The 18,404-nt window shown below is 48.5% G+C and carries 7 protein-coding genes; 3 read left to right on the top strand and 4 right to left on the bottom strand.

Annotation, left to right across the window (positions count from 1 at the left end; translation table 11 throughout):
• Positions 1–115: 115 nt before the first annotated feature.
• Both ACOMHB_RS18750 and ACOMHB_RS18745 read right to left on the bottom strand, forming a co-directional pair.
• Positions 116–6,418, bottom strand: coding sequence for a coiled-coil domain-containing protein (locus ACOMHB_RS18750; RefSeq protein WP_448217757.1), 6,303 nt, complete (start codon positions 6,416–6,418; stop codon positions 116–118).
• An 81-nt stretch (positions 6,419–6,499) separates the two neighbouring features.
• Entirely contained in the window at positions 6,500–12,508 is a 6,009-nt protein-coding gene (locus tag ACOMHB_RS18745; protein WP_448217756.1) for a coiled-coil domain-containing protein, read from the bottom strand.
• 89 nt (positions 12,509–12,597) lie between these two features.
• Between ACOMHB_RS18745 and tnpA the strand changes: the two genes are divergently transcribed.
• The 3 genes from tnpA to tnpC are packed head-to-tail and all read left to right on the top strand — an operon-like array spanning position 12,598 to position 15,041.
• Positions 12,598–12,924 (top strand): IS66 family insertion sequence element accessory protein TnpA, encoded by a 327-nt coding sequence (gene tnpA / locus ACOMHB_RS18740; RefSeq protein ID WP_448215653.1) that lies wholly within the window; start codon positions 12,598–12,600, stop codon positions 12,922–12,924.
• Positions 12,921–13,289, top strand: a complete 369-nt coding sequence (gene tnpB, locus ACOMHB_RS18735) for an IS66 family insertion sequence element accessory protein TnpB (protein WP_448215654.1) — start codon at positions 12,921–12,923, stop codon at positions 13,287–13,289. Before tnpA ends, tnpB begins: the two co-directional genes overlap by 4 nt.
• A gap of 36 nt (positions 13,290–13,325) precedes the next feature.
• A complete protein-coding gene (gene tnpC, locus ACOMHB_RS18730; RefSeq protein ID WP_448215655.1) occupies positions 13,326–15,041 on the top strand; it encodes an IS66 family transposase in 1,716 nt (571 codons plus the stop codon).
• Positions 15,042–15,084: 43 nt separating this feature from the next.
• Here tnpC and ACOMHB_RS18725 read toward each other — a convergent pair whose 3' ends face one another.
• Together ACOMHB_RS18725 and ACOMHB_RS18720 are read right to left on the bottom strand one after the other, a co-directional pair.
• Complete coding sequence (locus ACOMHB_RS18725; RefSeq protein ID WP_448217755.1) at positions 15,085–15,372, bottom strand: hypothetical protein; 288 nt, start codon at positions 15,370–15,372, stop codon at positions 15,085–15,087.
• Positions 15,373–15,540: 168 nt separating this feature from the next.
• Positions 15,541–18,387, bottom strand: a complete 2,847-nt coding sequence (locus ACOMHB_RS18720) for a hypothetical protein (protein WP_448217754.1) — start codon at positions 18,385–18,387, stop codon at positions 15,541–15,543.
• Positions 18,388–18,404 lie beyond the last annotated feature (17 nt).

Below are 18,404 nucleotides of genomic sequence, written 5' to 3'. Positions count from 1 at the left end.
TCAGAGCTGAGTACTTTTGTTACCGTGAAAAGTGATTGCCGTACAGGGCGAGTATGGAACTTTTAAAATCGCTGATGGCTTTTAGTCACTCATGGCTGTTAGTCGCCCATGGCTGTCAATGGGTCATGGTTGCAGATAGAGATCCCGATCGGGGGGCATCACTCTTGTTATGACCATGAACTTTCTGATGATCGCCCTTTTGCCATTGGTAAAAGACTCCAAGAGTGTAGAAGTAAGGAATACTTTCTGCATGGGAAAACGACCATTTAGGCACATTCTCCCTGAAGTATTTCTCCCAGCCATTCCCGAACAGCTTCATGGTGCGATCACGGCGTTCACGGAACTGCAGGTAATTTTCGTATCGAGTCCAGCCATACAGGGTGTTGTTTGCTTTAACACGGTTTGCGTACTCTTCATCGTTTTCACCGAAACGTTGAGGTGAGGTAATGGCTGTACGTTTCATATAGTCATCGTCCGTTTCACCTGCGCCCAGCCAGCGATTAATCCTGTCAAGATTGCGGCCCAGAGGTCCACCCAGCCATTGCGTGAGCATTTTGTTGTCGTTCATAAAGAAGTCAAAAGTGAGGCTCGAAGCCAGCGCGAATCCGAAGGTTTGGGCGTAGGTAAAACCGGATAAAAGACCGTGGGCGTATGTTCCGAAGATAGCTACCGGGCCCAGCATCAGACCTGCTGTGGCCGAGGCCAGAGTTTTTACTTTTTGTGGTGTCACTCTGTGTAGCAGCGGTACCTGAACCCCTTGTCCGGAACCCATGGATTTCACTAGTTCTGTTACCAGACGGGAACTGCTGTGATACATCTGCGGGTTGGCATTGTATTGTCTGGCAAACAACATTGAACCGGTTCTCAGCAGAATGACAGAGGCAGCGGCTTTACCCAATGGCATGGCCAGCCCGCCCACTTCAGAAATTTTTTCAATTTCGCTGTGGCAGGCATCTTGCCCGGTGCGGTCAAGATCAACGCCGTAGTGTTCCAGCCAGTGCTGGAAAGGTGTCAGCATCCGATGCAGGTAATCACCCCTGTTGGTCAGATCCAGAAGGTAGAGGAATGACATGTTGGAAAGAGATAGCCCGGCAGCCTGCCAGGTGGTGTGGGTCGCCAGCAGGGGTTTGTAGCTGGAGTAGTACCAGGTGACAGCCTGTACCAGAAAGGCTGAAGGTTTGACCCAGTAGTCATTGAGCTGCTGCGCAACCGCTGTGGCGTGAGCCTGCATCAATGTGCCATGGATAGCCTTGATCAGTTCTGATTCAGAGAGTCCGGCAGCATGGGCATAAGGTGTCAGGGTATCCCGAACATTGCTCAGGAAGGCTGCCGTCCTGCGGCCGTTTTCAAAGGCGATATCGTCAAGAACGTAGTTGCCGATGACCGCAGCTGCGTACTCTTTCATTCCGACAACCGACTCTTTGATACCCGTCGGGCCAGTGGCTGTGACTGCTACAGGGTTAAAGGCACTTTGCATGAGTTTCTCAACAGCTTTGTCGGACAACATCCGGACAACCTTCCTGAAGTTGGCTACATGGACGCTGTGTTTGTAGTCAAGGAAGTGTTCAAATTCATCCACTGTCTGATAACCATCAACACCTCTGATGGCCTTCACGTAGTTCTCAAGCTCAACCTTGCTGATCAGGCCTTCGTGCAGCAGAGCCATGATTCTGTTACCGCTGGCAGAGTGGGCAGCGAAGTATTCTGAAAAGTCTTTCAGGTCCCCTGGTTTATGCTCGACGAAGTGAATCGCTCTTTTACCCATGCCATGAATTTTGTTGTCGTATTGTTGAGTCCCGGTTTTTATCTCATTCCTGGCCCTGTGCACCAGATTATGGACTTCCTCAATGACATTCTGAGGCTGATCTTCTGCGGGCTCGAAAGGGAAGCTCGTCTTCAGGCTCTTGAAGACTTCCACCATCCGACTGGCCCGAGCAAATGTCAGATCGTCTCCGGCCAGCGCCTGCAAACGAATCGGTGCAAATTCATCGTTAAAATCGAAGGTCGCAAGGTTGGGTATTGTTTTACCGTTTTTGATTGCTGACTCTGCCAGGCCCAGTGCAGCATCCAGAGCCTCTTGCCTGAGAGGGTGCTGCTCTGTGAAGGTGTTCATATCGGTCAGAACTTTTACTTGTCTCGGCGTGAACTGGAAGGGGCCGCCGTCATTTTCCACCGCTTCCTCTGCGGCCCTCAGGACTTCCTTCATTCTCTTAATGTCTGCTTTCCTGGCTCCAATCTCATCTTTCAGGTGAATCCATTCCTGAATCAGTTGATGTTGCTTGCCGCCTTTACCATCACGCCCGCCCAGTTGCAGCTTTCTGTTTCTCAGGGCATTAATCCGATGTTCACGGGTGTCAGAAGAGTCTGGTTTGAGGCCCGCAGTTTCTTCAGTGGCGTCAAGAGTCGCTTTATGATGATCCAACAGAGCCTTTTCTGCTTTTGATACTGCAGCATTTGCTCGCTTCAATATTAAGCTCAGCCTGTCCATTTCGTTCATATGCAGGGTTTTAGCTTTCTGATCGATGTTGCCAGAATCGATCATCTCCTTTTCTTTACGATCCAGATTCTCTTTTGCATTCCTCTGTTGACGCCGTGCTTCCCCCAATTTAATGCCTTTTCTGTAGTGCTCATTCAGGAATTCCGCGATTTGACAGTACTTTTTCCTGTTTACAAACACTTCACCCAATGCTTCATTGTCTTCATCCTGACCATCAGAATCTGGAAAGGCTGCGAGGCTGAAAAAGTCAACAGCGTCGTCTGCCACTGAATCGAAGTCACCCTTTATCTGGATGCTCAGACCTGTTTTGGCCTTCAGTTCATTAAGGATTTCATCCCGTCTCACTTCTGTATTGTATCCCCGCAGGAAATGCCTGAAGTCCCCTAGTCGCTCCTCAGGGGTTTGTTCGTCAACAGCAGCCAGATCCAACTCTATCTGAACTTGTTTCATTGCCTGATTGAGGGCCATGTTCTCTTCATTCGAGAGATCTTGTAGCTCAGCGGGATGCCCCGCAAACAATATGTGTTTGCCACGAACAGCAATTAGCCTGCGATGAGCGGCTGCCAGTTCACTTTCAGCTTTTTGTAGGGTTTGTCTGGCGCTGGCTAGCTCGCGATCAAGAACATATCGGGGTTTAGGTCCCAGCCGAGCCATTTGCCTGTCAAGCTCAGCATTAATGGCTGTGATATGCTCATCATCGGTGATAACATCTGCCTTGGGAACTTCTTCATAAAGCTCCTGGAGTTTTTCTTTAATTAAAATGTTCTGGTCGTCTATAGCGGCGTCATCTTTATAGGAATCAATGCTGAGTTGATGAGCGATTTTATTGTTTCTGTTTCTTCTGACATCCTCATTGTCACAGGCTTGGTCTACTTCTGTCATTAATGCCAAAATTTTGTTTTCAAGAACATCCCTGTTTTCAGGCAGGTGAGCTTTCCGTCTAAGTTCTACCCCCAGATCATTGGCCAGTTTAGCAACGAAAGCCGTGCCTCTTTCATCAGCCTCTTCGCGTACAAAGTCGAAGATGTGCAGTTTCCCTTCTACTCTTTTGAGTGTACTTGTCAGTCTTTTCCCGGCCACGCTGCCCATATCTTTGACATAAAAGTCAAGGCTCCTTTGAAGATCCTGGAGTTTTGTGTTCCCTGTTCTGCTCCGGAATGTGATGTCTTCTTTCCGGAGTGAATGCTCTATCTCATCCACCATGGCTTCTGAGACATCACCGCCGTCAAGTTTTGTTCGAACCCTGTCAAGCCTTGCTGTTTTGTGATCTTCATTATTGACTTCGATTTTGAGTATTTCTTCTGCTGCTTTCAGAAATTTCAGAGCCACTTCCTCCTCTCGCTGCCTGACCTTTGCCAGACGTGCCTGAATTGCCTCAGAAATGGCGTTACGACGGTAATACACATCTTCCTGACTAATGAGGTCATCCATATCAAGGGCTTTTTCCACGTCAGACAGTTTCTCCAGTAGTGCAGGCATGGCTTTGGGGTGGCCTGGTGTTCTGATGTCTTTCAGCTCTTCATCTAAATATTCAAGACTGCGGAACCTCTTATACATTGCTGTTTTCAGGGCAGGGTGTTCTTCCATCGCGCCGTCATCCAGCCTGACACGTAAAATCAGTGCCAGACCATCCTGCCCGGTTTTGACGTCAGGTTCTTCCGTACAGCATTGAGCATTCAGTGCCCGGATTTCCTGAAGCAAATGTTCCTGATCTTCGTTGCGAATATTGCCCCGGGTATTCAGTGACTGAAATCTGTCAAACAGGCTTTTTTGTTGAAGATTCAGTATATGTTCACCTTGTAATTGAGCGTTCAGTACCTCAATTCTCCGAAGCAGGTGGTCGAGTTGAACGTCAATATCTGCATTGCTATCAAAATCCTGAAGGTTCAAATGTATGGCAATGGTTGCATAGCAGGCTTTGATGTCAGCCTCTGTTCTGGTGCTCTGGTGCTGAAGAGCCGCCGGTGTTGTTTCTATAGAATCTCCCTCAGGCTGTCCTCTTGCCGGTGCTCTTGCCGGTCCTCTTGCCGACAATGCCTGGTTGATTTCATGAATTTTTACACTGATGAGTCTGGTTTGTTTTTCCGACGGCTGGCTATCATCCCAATTTTCAATGCCAAGCTCTTCTGCCAGTCTGGCGTTGCGGGCTTTTGTGGCATCCGCTCTGGCATTTCGAAGTTGTTTTTCCAGCTCCGGGATTCGTTCGACTTTCTGCCGATATTCCCGTAACAGGATTCGCATTCTTTCCGTTCCGCCACGAAGATCTTGAAGCTTATGCTCAGCTTGCTGCTTAAGCTGACGTACTACGAGCTTTTGTTTTTCAATGGTACTGGCTTTCCCCAACATGGTCTTTAAGTGGTTGTTTACCTTGGTGAGTGTCCATTCTCTTTTCAGCTGGTCTGTCAGTTTCTTTTCCCTCTCAATCAGCTGCCTGGCCATGTCGCTCAGGACTTTGAAAGTAAAGCGGTCGTTGTCGTAAGAAATATCGAACTGTGATTCGTCGACAACGGGTACAAGACCCATAATACCCTCAACAAGATTCTGATTACTCAGAAGTTCTCTCAGTTCGGGTTTGAAGCTGAAGTGTTTTGTCAGTTGAATCTGCAGCCAGGTTGGCGTGATGGCAGACGAGGCGGCTCTGATGTTTTCCAGTGTGAATTCAAAATCTACTGTTGTAGTTGCCCGATCTTGACTGGCCAATGCCTGCTGGAGATATTCGTAGAATGCAAGCGCAGATGCCGACCGTTTATCTTCGTTTGTCAGAATCGGCGGTTGACTTTCGCTCACTTCAGCAGCGTGCCGTGCAGCAAGCTCCTCTAACACGGCCATTTGCCTGTTTCGAATAATGTGCTGATAGTTGTTGACTTTAAATTTATTAATCTTTGCTACCAATGCAGGGGCCGGGTTATTGCCCTCAGCTTCTTGCCAGAGGTTGTGGAGCTTTTCTACAAAAGCGCTGTCATGGGCATTCAGCTTCTGACCACGAAAAACGATAATCTCCCCCGGAGCTTCTGCGACTTCCAGCTTTGGATAACCCGCAGGCACTGGAGAAACCTGTGCGCCATCGCCAACGTGTACAACGTAGCCGACGGGTTTGCTGTGTGCCAACAGTTCATTAAGAGCCTGCTGTTGTAAATCCTTTCCGAAAACATGAACCTGGAAATAGGCAGAGGTGGCCGCTGCCAGAAGAGCCTCGTCATTGACAAACAGTGATTGACCCAGGCTATGCAGTTCAGGGGGCTGGTCGCCTGATGCGATAAGACGCATGAAGGTGCGTCCGTTTACTGCAACTTTTTCTACTTCAATGGTGGCAAGGGCGACGTAGTGGTCACTGGTGCCGAGGTCTCCTGCCCTGTCATTAGCTGCTATCAGCAAGTCAGCCAGTTGATGAGGGGTGGCGATTTTCGTTAACGGCTCCATGCCAAATAGCCCGGGATGTTGTGCTTGAACAGCCTTAACTGAATCCTGATCGGTCATTCCGGCTCTGACTTCAATGAACAGTTCCTTTTCTTCAAGGTTATGGGTAAATCTGAAGACTCTCTCATCACCCACTTTCAGAACTTTGGTGTATTTCTGAGCAAGGTTATTTGCGTCTGTTTCAAACAGATCAACAGTGGCAACGCCACCATCAATATTATGAAGAACTTCTGTAAAACTTATAGTGGGAAGGTGCGGGTCCACTCTGTCTCGAACCTGATAAGGGTAGGTGGTTGTAAAGCATTTCGGTATTGGCTGCTGGTCAAGACCTGGAGTTGGTCGAACCATGACGTCACTCTGGGTATATTCTGTATGTTCATCCACCAGAATCTTGACAGACTTTGTCTGCAGCCTGCGATCGGCCAGCGCCTGTGTGCTAACAATGGAAGAGCTGATTGCAATGGCCACTGTAAGAGTTAATACCTTGGGATGAGCATTTGTCATTCCACTACCTCAGAGCTGAGTACTTTTATTACCCTGGAAAGTGATTGCCGTACCGGGCGAGGAAGCAACTTTTAAAATCGCTCATGGTGATCTTGAGGTTTCAGATGGAAAGCTTGATTGATGGTAATTTCTCTTATCATGACCGTCTTTCTGATCATCGCCCTTTTGCCATTCGTAAAAGACTCCAAGAGTGTAGAAGTAAGGAATACTTTCTGCATGGGAGAACGACCATTTAGGCACATTCTCCCTGAAGTATTTCTCCCAGCCATTCTCAAACAGTTTCATGGTGCGATCACGGCGTTCACGGAACTGCAGGTAATTTTCATGTCGAGTCCAGCCATACAGGGTGCTGTTTGCTTTAATACGGTTTGCGTAGGCTTCATCGTTTTCATTGAAGCGTTGAGGTGTAGCAACTGTCGTACGTTTTACATAGTTATCTTGCCTTTCACCCACGCCCAGCCAGCGATTAATCTTGTCAAGACTGCGACCCAGAGGGCCACCGAGCCATTGAGTGAGCATCTTGTTGTCGTTCATAAAGAAATCGAAAGTGAGACCCGACGCCAGCGCGAACACGAAGGTTTGGGCATAGGTAAACCCTGATATAAGACCGTGGGCGTATGATCCGACCGTGGCTACCGGACCCAGCACCAGACCGGTGGTGGCCGAGGCCAGGGTTTTTACTTTTTGTGGTGTCGCCCTGTGCAGCAGGGGTACTTGAACCCCTTGTCCGGAACCTATGGATTTCACTAGTTCGGGCACCAGACGAGAAATGCTGCGATACCTCTGCGGGTTGGCGTTGTACTGTCGGGCAAACAGCATAGAGCCGGTTCTCAGCAGAATGACGGAGGAAGCGGCTTTACCCAATGGCATGGCCAGCCCGCCCACTTCAGTGACTTGTTCAAGGTCGCTGTGGTAGGCATATTGCCCGGTTCGGTCAAGATCAACACCATAGCCTTCCAGCCAGTGCTGGAAAGGTGTCAGCACCCGGTGCAGGTAATCCCCCCGGTTGGTCAGATCCAGAAGATAGAGGAACGACATATTTGCCAGGGACAGCGCGGCAGCCTGCCAGGCGGTACGGGTCGCCAGTAGCGGTTTGTAGCTGGAGAAGTACCAGGTGACAGCCTGTACCAGAGAGGTTGAAGGTTTGACCCAGTAATCATTGAGCTGTTGCTCAACCGCTGCGGCATGAGCCTGCATCAAGGTGCCATGGATAGCCTTGATCAGTTCTGATTCAGAGAGTCCGGCAGCATTGGCGTAAGGTGTCAGGGTATCCTGAACATTGGCCAGAAATGCTGCCGTCCTGCGGCCATTGTCAAAGGCGATATCGTCAAGAACATAGTTGGCGATGACCGCAACGGCGTACTCTTTCATGCCGACAACCGACTCTTTCATACCTGCCGGGCCAGTTGCAGTCACGGTCACAGGAGTAAAGGCACTCTGCACGAATTCATCAACACCCTTGTCGGAAAGCATCTGGATAACGGCTTTGAAGTGAGGCAGATTGATGCCGTGTTTGTAGCCAAGGAAATGTTCAAATTCGTCCACTGTCTGATAACCATCAATTCCTCTGACGGCCTTTATGTAGTTCCCAAGTTCAATCTTGCTGATCAGTCCCTCACGCAGCAGAGCTATGATCTTGTTGCCACTGGTAGAATAGGTTGCCAAATATTCCGAGAAACCTTTCAGATCCCCAGATTCATGTTCGACGAAGTGAATAGCTCTTTTGCCCATGTCGCGTATTTCATCGTCGTATTCCTGAGCCCCGGTTTTCATCTCATTCCTGGCCCTGTCTGCCAGAGCCTGAACTTGTTCAATGACATTCTGAGGCTGATCTTCAACAGGCTCAAAAGGGAAGGGCGGGAAGCTCGTCTTCAGGCTTTTGAAGACTTCTACAATCCGACTGGCCTGATTAAACGTCAGATCGTCTCCGACCAGTGCCTGCAAGCGAATGGGTGCAAATTCATCGTTAAAATCGAACGTCGCAAGGCTGGGTATTGTTTTACCGTTTTTGACTGCTGATTCTGCCAGGCCCAGTGCGGCGTCCAGGGCCTGTTGCCAGAGAGGGTGCTGCTCTGTGAAGGTGTTCATATCGGCCAGAACCTTGACCTGTTTCGGTGAGAACTGGAAGGGACCGCCATCATTTTCCACGGCTTCCTCTGCAGCCCTCAGGACTTCCTTCATTCTCTCAATGTCTGCTTTCCTGGCTCCAATCTGACTTCTCAGGTGAGCCCGTTCCTGAAGCAGTTGATGGACCTTGCCGCCGGTACCATCATACCCGCCGAGTTGTAAATGTATTTTTACCAGGGCACTAATCCGCTCTTCACAGGTGTCAGTGGAGTCTGGTTTGAGACCCGCAGCTTCTTCAATGGCGTCAAGAGCCGCTTCATGATCCACCAGAGCCTTGTGTGCTTTTGATACAGCATCACTTGCCTGCTTCAAGATTAACCCCAGCCTGTCCATTTCATTCATATGCTGGTTTTTAGCTTTCTGATCGAGGTCGCCAGGATCGATCATCTCCTTTTCTTTCCGATCCAGCTTCTCTTTTGCACTCCACTGTTGAATCTGTGCATTCACCAAAGCACTGCTTTTTATGTAGTGCTGATCCACGAATTTCCTGATTTGAACGTACTTTGTTCTGGCTAAAAACACTTCACCCAATGTTTCATTGTCTTCGTCCTGAACATGAGAATCTGTATAGGCAAGGCCAATGCAATAAGCAGCGTTTTCCACTGAACCGAAGTCATCCTTTACTTGGATGCTCAGACCTGTTTTGGCCTTCAGTTCATCAAGGATTTCAGCCTGTCTTTCTCTGCTGTATCCCCGCAGGAAATGACTGAAGTCCCTTAATCGCTCCTCAGAGGTTTGTTCGTCAACAGCAGCCAGACCCAACTCTGTCTGAATTTGTTTCATTGCCTGATTGAGAGCCAGGTTCTCTTCATCCAGGAGATCCCGGAGGTTGGCAGGTCGACCCGCAAATAACATATGTTTGCCATCAACAGCAATCAGCCTGCGATGAACGGCTGCCAGTTCGCTTTCAGCTTTTTGTAAGGTTTGTCTGGCGCTGGCTGCCTCGCGATCAAGAACATATCGGGGTTTAGGCCCCAGCCGGGCCATTTGCCTGTCAAGCTCAGCATCAATGGCTGTGATATGTTCATCAATGGTGGTTACACCCAATTTGGGAACTTCTTCATAAAGCTCTTGGAGTTTTTCTTTAATTAAAATATTCTGGTCGTCTATAGTGGCGTCATCTTTATAGGACTCAATGTTGAGTTGATGAGCGATTTCATTGTTTCTGCTTCTTCTGACATCCTCATTGTCACAGGCTTGGTCTACTTCCGTCATTAATGCCAAAATTTTGTTTTCAAGAACATCCTTGTTTTCAGGCAGGTAGGCTTTCCTTCTAAGTAATACCCCCAGATCATTGGCCAGTTTAGTAACGAAAGCCGTGCCTCTTTCATCAGCCTCTTCGCGTACAAAGTCGAAGATATGCAGCTTGCCCTCTACCCTTTTGAGTGTACTTATCAGTCTTATTCTGGCCACGCTCTTCATCTCTTCGACATAAAAGTCAAGGCTCCTTTGAAGATCCTGAAGTTTTGTGTTCCCTGTTCTGCTCCGGAATGTGATGTCTTCTTTGCGGAGTGAATGCTCTATCTCTTCCACCATGGCTTCTGAGACATCAACGCTGTCAAGTTTTGTTCGAACCCTGGCAAGCCTTGCTGTTTTGTCATCTTCATTATTGACTTCGATGTTGAGCATTTCTTCTACTGCTTTCAGCAATTTCTGAGCCACTTCCTCCTCTCGCTGCCTGACCTTTGCCAGACGTGCCTGAATTGCTTCAGAAATGGCGTGACGACGGTAATACACATCTTCCTGACTAATGAGGTCATCCATATCAAGGGCTTTTTCCACGTCTGACAGTTTCTCAAGTATTACAGGCATGACTTTGGGGTGGCCTGGTGTTCTGATGTCTTTCAGTTCTTCATCTAAATATTCAAGACTGCGGAACCTCTTATACATGGCTGTTTTCAGGGCAGGGTGTTCTTCCATCGTGCTGTCATCCAGCCTGATACCTAAAATCAGTGCCAGACCATCCTGCCCGGTTTTGACGTCAGGTTCTTCTGGACAACATTGAGTATTCAGTGCCTGGATTTTCTGAAGCAAATGTTGTTGATCTTCGTCGAGGGGATTGCTCTGGGTATTCAGTGACTGAAATCTGTCAAACAGGCTTTTTTGTTGAAGATTCAGTCTATGTTTACCCTGTAATTGAGCATTCAGTACCTCAATTCTTCGAAGCAGGTGATCGAGCTGAACGTCAATATCCGCATTGCTATCAAAATCCTGCAGGTTTAAATGTGCGGCAATGGTTGTATAGCTGGCTTTGATTTCAGCCTCTGTACTGGTGCTCTGGTGCTCAAGAGCCGCCAGTGTTGTTTCTATAGAATCTCCCTCAGGCCTTCCTGTTGCCGGTCCTCTTGCCAACAATGCCTGGTTGATTTCATGAATTTTTATACTGATGAGTCTGGTTTGTTTTTCTGGCAGCTGGCTATCATCCCAATTTTTAATGCCAAGCTCTTTTGCCAGCCGGGTGTTGCGGGCTTTTGTGGCTTCGGCTCTGGCATTTCGAATTTGTTTTTCCAGCTCCGGGATTTCGTCGACTTTCTGCCTGAGTTCCCATAACAGGCTTCGCTCTTTGTCCGTTGCGTCATGATGCTCTCGAATATCATGCTCAGACTGATATTTAAGCTGAAGTACTATGAGCTTTTGCTTTTCAATGGCAGTGGCTTTGCCCAACATGATCCTTAAGTGGTTGTTAATCTGGGTGAGTTTGCGTTCCCTTTTCAGCTGGTCTGACAGTATGCTTTCCCTCTCAATCAGCTGCCTGGCCATGTTGCTCAGGACTTTGAAAGCAAAGTGGTCGTTGTCGTAAGAAACATCGGGCGGTGATTCGTCGACAACGGGTACAAGATCCATAATATCCTGAACAACATTCTGATTACTCAGAAGGTCTCTCAGTGCGGGTTTGAAGCTGAAGTGTTTTGTCAGTTGAATCTGCAGCCAGGTTGGTGTGATGACGGACGAGGCGGCTCTGATCTTTTCAAGTGTGAACTCAAATTCTATTTCCGTAATTGCCCGACCTTTACTGACACTGTGCAATGCCTGCTGGAAATATTCGTAGAATGCAAGCGCAGATGCCGACAGTTTATCTTCGTTTGTCAGCGTCGGCGGTTGACTTTCGGTCACTTCAGCACCGTGCCGTGCAGCAAACTCCTCTAACACTGCCATCTGCCTGCTTCGAATAACGTACTGGAAACTTGTGACCTTAAATACATTAATCTTTGTTGCCAATGCAGTAGCCAGGTTATTGCCCTCGGCTTCTTGCCAGAGGCTGTGGAGCTTTTCTACAAAGGCGGTATCATGGGGATTCAGCTTCTGACCACGAAAAACAATAACCTCCCCCGGAGCTTCTGCGACTTCCAGCTTTGGATAACCCGCAGGTACAGGAGAAACCTGTGCGCCATCCCCGACGAGTACAACATAGCCGACGGGCTTGCTGTGTGCCATCAGTTCATTAAGAGCCTGCTGTTGTAAATCCTTTCCGAAAACATGAACCTGGAAATAGGCAGAGGTGGCCGCTGCCAGAAGAGCCTCGTCATTGACAAACAGTGATTGACCCAGACTATGCAGTTCAGGGGGCCGGTCGCCTGATGCGATAAGGCCCATGAAGGTGCGCCCGTTCACTTCAACTTTTTCTACTTCAATGGTGGCAAGGGCGACGTAGTGGTCACTGGTGCCGAGGTTTCCTGCCATGTCATTAGCCACTATCAGCAAGTCAGCCAGTTGATGAGGGGTGACGATTTTCGTTAACGGCCCCATGCCAGATAGCCCGGGATATTGTGCTTGAACAGCCTTAACTGAATCCTGATCGGTCATTCCGGCTCTGACTTCAATGAATAATTCCTTTTCATCAAGGCTATGGGTAAATCTGAAGATGCCCTCATCACCCATCTTAAGAACTTTGGTGTATTTTTTAGCAATGTTGTTTTCGTCTGTTTCGAACAGATCAACAGTGGCAACGCTACCATCAGTCATACAAAGAACGTAAACGCCAAATAAACCCACGCCCTTCAGAATCAAAACCCCATTTGAAATGATTAGCCTCCCGATATAAGGAGGCCAATATGTCAAAGAAATTACCCGCAGACAGTGAATGGCTAGAGCGTGTTCAGTCGTGGCGGGATTCAGGTTTGACTCAGAGTGCGTGGTGCCAACAGCATGGTATAAGGGTATCCAAATTCGGATACTGGAAGCGTAAACTCGACACAACCCCCAGCGTAAAACCGACCCCGAACAACTCTGGCTTTGTCCAGGTAACACCCCAACCAGAACCTGGTGCGCCTTCTCGGATAACACCACTCTCCATCACCCTACCCAGTGGTGTAACAGTGTCCGGTATTGATGAAAGTAACCTGTCGCTTTGTGAGCAACTGGTGAGGGATATGCTATGAACACCCCGGTTATGCGACCGTCAGAGGTATTACCAAAGGTGTTTCTCTACCGGGAGCCGATTGACTTTCGCAAGTCATTTCGTGGGCTTGCTGTGTTGGTTGAACAAGAGCTGGGGCACAACCCCTTTGACGGCTATTTATATGCGTTTACCAACCGGCAGCGTAATAAAATCAAGTGCCTGTTCTGGGAAGATAATGGTTTTGTGCTTTATTACAAGAGCCTGTCTGAGGACAAATTCCACTGGCCCAAACCGGACGAAGAGCTGGTTACATTAACCGGGAAACAATTAAACTGGCTGCTGGACGGCTACAATCTCAATGCCATGCAACCCCATAAAAAAAGGCATTATGAGAGCTGTTTTTAGTCCTGTTTTTCAGGGTTTTATGGTAAAATAGCGACCATGAAATCGACCGCCGACACTCTGATTTTTCAGCCGAAATCCGCACTGGATTTGCCCTTTCATCAGGCTGAGACTAACCCTGAAATGGTCGCCTTGTTTGAGGCGATCCATTCGCAGGAAAGTGTCATTCTTGAAAAAGAAAATGCCCTTCTTGAAAAAGAAAATGCCCTTCTTGAAAAAGAAAATGCCCTTCTTGAAAAAGACGACATTATTCAAAAGAAGTCAGAGGTCATCGATTCTCAAAAAAAACGCATTGCGCAACTGGAAGAGTACCTGAGGCTCTCCCGATCCCGCCTGTACGGAAGAAGCACTGAAAAAAACAACAGCCAGGTCGACATTTTCAACGAGGTGGAGCTGGAAGGCTGCACCGGAGAGCAAGACGAAGCTGAAGGTCAGCCAGAGCAAGAGCCTCCAAAACCACGCAAAAAGAAAACAGGGCGCAAGTCATTTTCAGAGTCTCTGCCCAGAGTGCAGGAACGCTCTGAACTCAGTGAAGAAGAAAAAGCCGGAGCCATTGATACCTTCTTTGTCAAAGTCCGTGAAGAGCTTGATATCGTTCCGACCAAGGTTCAGGTGAAAGAAATTCTGCAAGAGAAAGCAGTCTTTCCAGAAGTCGATGAGCATGGACAGGAGAAGCGGGTCATTAAAGTTGCAGAGCTGCCAAAACACCCACTGCCCAAATCTTCACTCTCTGTTTGCACACTGGCCTGGATCATTGTCTCCAAGTACTGCGACGCACTGCCTTTGTACAGGCAAGAGAATATCCTCAAGCGATACGGTGGCTCTGTCACCCGGACGACGATGGCCAACTCTTTGATTCGGCTGTCTACAGAACTGCGGCCACTCATCAATTTGATGAGAGATCATCAAAAGACCGGTTCGGTGATCCATGCTGACGAAACCCGAATTCAGGTGATCAAGGAAACCAGCAAGTCCATCAACTCTGACAAATATATGTGGGTCAGCCTTGGTGGGCCACCCGGACAAACATCGGTGGTGTTTGAATACGATCCCTCAAGAGGCAAGGAGGTTCCCCTGCGTCTGTTCGAAGGGTTCAGCGGTTACCTGCAAACTGACGGGTATGCCAGTTACGACGCTGTATGCAAACAAGAAGGCATCACCCAGGCGGGTTGCTTCGACCACGTTCGCAGGAAATTTCTGGATGCCAGGAAGGGCGAAGCCAAACCGGGCAAAAAGGTGAAAAACACCCGCGTTAGCAAGGCGAATGTCGCTTTAGGCAAAATCGGTAAGCTTTACGCCATTGAGAAAGAAATAGGAGATCTTCCTCCATCAGAAAAAGCCATCCTGCGTCAGCAAAAGAGTAAGCCACTACTGGACGACTTTCATGTATGGCTGGAGAAAAACATAACCAGGCTAGACCCGGGCAGCCTGTCGCACCAAGCCATGAGCTATGCATTGAACCAATGGCCAAAACTGGTCGTTTACTGTGACAACGGCCACCTGGATATCAGTAATGCCGCAGCGGAAAACACCATCCGCCCCTTCGCTATTGGCCGCAAGAACTGGATGTTTGCAGACACGCCAAAAGGGGCGCAAGCCAGTGCCCTTTTATACAGCCTGATTGAAAGCGCAAAGGTGAATGGTCTGGAGCCTTTCAATTACCTGAACCATATTTTAAAAGAGCTGCCTTACGCCGATACCGTTGAGAAACTGGAACAGCTTCTCCCCTGGAATGTTAAGACAGGCAAAGAATAAGAAATCTTGGGGGCGGCAGCCAGTACGCTGGTTTATTTGGCGCTTACCAAAGAACTTCTGTAAAACTTACAGTGGGAAGAGCAAAGTCCACCTTACCTGGAACCCGATAAGGGTAGGTGGTTGTAAAGCATTTCGGTATTGGCTGCCCGTCAGGCCCGGGAGTTGGTCGAACCATGACTTCACTATGGATATACTCGGCTTGTTTATTGGCCAGAATATTGACAGATTTTGTCTGCAGCTTACGATCGGCCAGTGCCCGTGTGCCAATAATGGAAGAGCTGATTGCAATGGCCACTGCAAGACTTAATACCTTGGGGTGAGCATTCGTCATTCCACTACCTCAGCGCTGAGTACTTTTATTACCGTGAAAAGTGATTGCCGTAAAGAGTGAGCAAGCAACTTTTAAAATTGCTCATGGTGATCTTGAGGTTTCAGATGGAAAGCTTGATTGATGGTAATTTCGCTTATCATGACCGTCTTTCTGATCATCGCCCCTTTGCTATTTGTAAAAGACTCCAAGAGTGTAGAAGTAAGGAATACTTTCTGCATGGGAGAACGACCATTTCGGCACATTTTCCCTAAAGTATTTCTCCCAGCCATTCTCAAATAGTTTCATGGTGCGATCACGGCGTTCACGGAACTGCAGGTAATTTTCGTATCGAGTCCAGCCATACAGTGTGTTGTTTGCTTTAACACGGCTTGCGTACTCTTCATCGTTTTCACCGAAACGTTGAGGTGAGCTAATAGCAGTACGTTTCAGATATTCATCTTGTGTTTCACCCACACCAATCCAGCGATTAATCCTGTCAAGACTGCGACCCAGAGGCCCACCCAGCCATTGAGTGAGCATCTTGTTGTCGTTCATAAAGAAGTCGAAAGTGAGGCTCGACGCCAGCGCGAATCCGAAAGTTTGGGCATAGCTAAACCCTGAAATAAGACCGTGGGCGTATGCTCCGACCGTGGCTACCGGACCCAGCACCAGACCTGCGGTGGCCGAGGCCAGCGTTTTCACTTTTTGTGGTGTCGCCCGGTGCAGCAGTGGTACCTGAACACCTTGTCCGGAACCTGTGGATTTCATTATTTCGGGCACCAGACGGGAAATGCTGCGATACATCTGAGGATTGGCGTTGTACTGTCTGGCAAACAGCATAGAGCCGGTTCTCAGCAGAATGACAGAGGAAGCGGCTTTACCCAATGGCATGGCCAGCCCGCCCACTTCAGAAACTTTTTCAATTCCGCTGTGGTAGACATATTGCCCGGTCCGGTCAAGATCAACACTGTAGCCTTCCAACCAGTGCTGGAAAGGTGCGAGCATCCGGTGCAGGTAATCACCCCGGTTGGTCAGATCCAGAAGATAAAGGAATGACATGTTCAAGAGAGACTGCTCAGCAGCCTGTCCGGCGGTACGGGTCGCCAGCAGGGGTTTGTAGCTGGAGAAGTACCAGGTGACAGCCTGTACCAGAAAGGCTGAAGGTTTGACCCAGTACTCATTGATCTGCTGCTCAACCGCTGTGGTATGAACCTGCATCAATGTGCCATGGACAGCCTTGATCAGTTCTGATTCAGAGAGTCCGGCAGCATTGGCATAAGACGTCAGGGTATTCTGAATATTGGCCAGAAATGCTGCCGTCCTGCGGCCATTGTCAAAGGCAATATCGTCAAGAACATAGTTGGCGATAACAGCAGCTGCGTACTCTTTCATGCCGACAACAGACTCTTTCATAGCCACCGGGCCAGTTGCAGTCACAGCAGGAAAAGCACTCAGAATGAATTTCTCAACACCCTTGTCGGACAGCAGCCGGACAGCGGCCCTGAAGTGAGGCACATTGACACCCTGTTTGTAGCCAAGGAAGTGTTCAAATTCAGCCACTGTCTGATAACCATCAATTCCTCTGACGGTCTTTATGTTGTTCCAAAGTTCAACCTTATTGATCAGGCCATCATGCAGTAGAGTTATGATCCTGTTAACGCTGGCAGAATGGGTAGTGAAGTCTTCCGGGAAGGTTTTCAGGTCATTCGGATCACGCCCGAGGTAGTGAATCGCTGATTTGCCCATGCCGAAAATTTCTTTGTCGTATTCTCGAGCCCCGGATCCCATCTCATTTCTGGCTCTGTGCACCAGCTTCTGGACTTCTTCCAGAGGGCAGCGAGGCTCGTCTTGCGAAGCGGGGTATTCCGGGAAGGTCGCCTTCAGGTCCCTGAAGATTTGCACGATCCGACTGGTCTGATCAAACGTCAGTTTGTCTCCGACCAGTACCTGCAAGCGAAGCGCTGCAAATTCCTCGTCAAAATCGTAAGTCGGAAGGTTGGGTATTGCTTTACCGTTCATTACGGCTAATTCGGCCAGACCAGTTGCGACTTGCAGGGCCTGTCGTTTGAGAGGGTGCTGCTGCATGAATGTTTGGATAGCGTGCAAAACTTCGGCCTGTTCCGGCGTGTACTGGAAGGAACCATCTTCAAGCAGCATGTATTTTGGGATGTCACAGTGAAGTCTATCGCGAACTCTGGCCAGTCTTGTTGCTTTGTTATCCTCTTTGTTAACTTCGATTTTCAATATTTCTTCCAGTGTTTCCAGTATATCCAGAGCCTCCTGCTCTGTCTCCTCTACGGCTTTTGTTGCGTATGACTGAATTTTCTCAGAAATGGCGTTACGACGATGATACAGATCGACCTCGCTCTTATGTCCATCCATTTTCAGGGCTTTTTCTACGGCAGTGAGTTTCTCATGGGCTTCAGACATGATTTCAGGATGGGCTGGTCTTCGATCAATTTCTTCTTCCGGGTCTGCAATTGTCTTAAGTTGTTGATGCAGACCTTTTTTCCCGGCAGTTATTGTCTTGATTTTTTGAACCAGGCATTCCTGTTGAACGTCAATATCTGCACTGCAATCAAAATCCTGAATCTCTAAACGTGCGACAATGGTTGAATAGCGGGCTTTTATTTCAGCCTCTGTTCTGGTGTGCTCTTGCTGAAGATCTGGTTGAACGAGCTGAGTTTTAACGACTGCCTGTCTGCATGTGTCATCAGTTTTCTCCAGGAGACGCCTGATTTGCTCATCCAGTGGCTGGGTTTCATCCAGGTCGTCTATGCCAGGTTCTATTGCCATTTTAGAGTGGCGAGCATTTATGGTCTTTATTCTGGCCTTAATAACTCTTTTCTCCAACGGAGGAATCCGTCTGACATCCTGCATAAGTTCCCAATGGAGGTTTTCCTGATCTCTCTGCTCATCAAGAACCCTTGCATATTTATCCTTGATTTCCTGGCAGAGTCGTCCCACTTCCAGTTTTTTCTCATCACTGGCATCAGCTTTATTCGATTCAATGTCCAACTTACGTTTGAAACGCAAGAGTATGGCTTTCTCGC

Source organism: Endozoicomonas sp. 2B-B, from assembly GCF_053470045.1.
This window is presented reverse-complemented; position numbering and strand designations above follow the sequence as displayed.